This window comes from Micromonospora sp. BS32, from assembly GCF_059089345.1.
Genome location: NZ_JBSSHR010000087.1, coordinates 1 through 479, shown reverse-complemented (window position 1 = coordinate 479; position 479 = coordinate 1). Strand labels below are relative to the sequence as shown.

Sequence of the window (479 nt, the reverse complement as noted above, 5' to 3'; positions counted from 1 at the left end):
CCGACTCCCTGTTCGCCCGCCAGGTCGCCTACTGGACAAGGGCGCTGGCCGGGCTGCCCGAGCAGCTGCACCTGCCCGCCGACCGCCCGCGCCCGGCCGCCATGTCGTACGGCGGCGACGTGCTGGGACTGCGGGTCGACGCGGAGCTGCATGCGGCGCTGGTGGAGTTGGCGCGTGCGAGCGGGGCGAGTCTGTTCATGGTGTTGCAGGCGGCGTTGGCGGCGCTGTACACGCGGTTGGGTGCGGGGACGGACATCGCGATCGGCAGTCCGATCGCGGGGCGTACGGACGAGGCGCTGGACGATCTGGTCGGGTTCTTCGTCAACACGCTGGTGTTGCGTACCGATACGAGTGGTGATCCGAGTTTCGCGGAGTTGCTGGGTCGGGTGCGGGAGACGGCGCTGTCGGCGTACGCGCATCAGGACGTGCCGTTCGAGCACCTGGTGGAGGCGCTGAACCCGTCCCGCTCGCTGTCCCAC

Annotated in this window: 1 protein-coding gene; it reads left to right on the top strand. The window is 70.4% G+C overall.

Features of this window, described 5'->3' with window-relative positions:
• Positions 1–479: condensation domain-containing protein (locus AC5RWQ_RS30380; RefSeq protein WP_494286028.1), on the top strand; the 479-nt coding region annotated here is incomplete at both ends.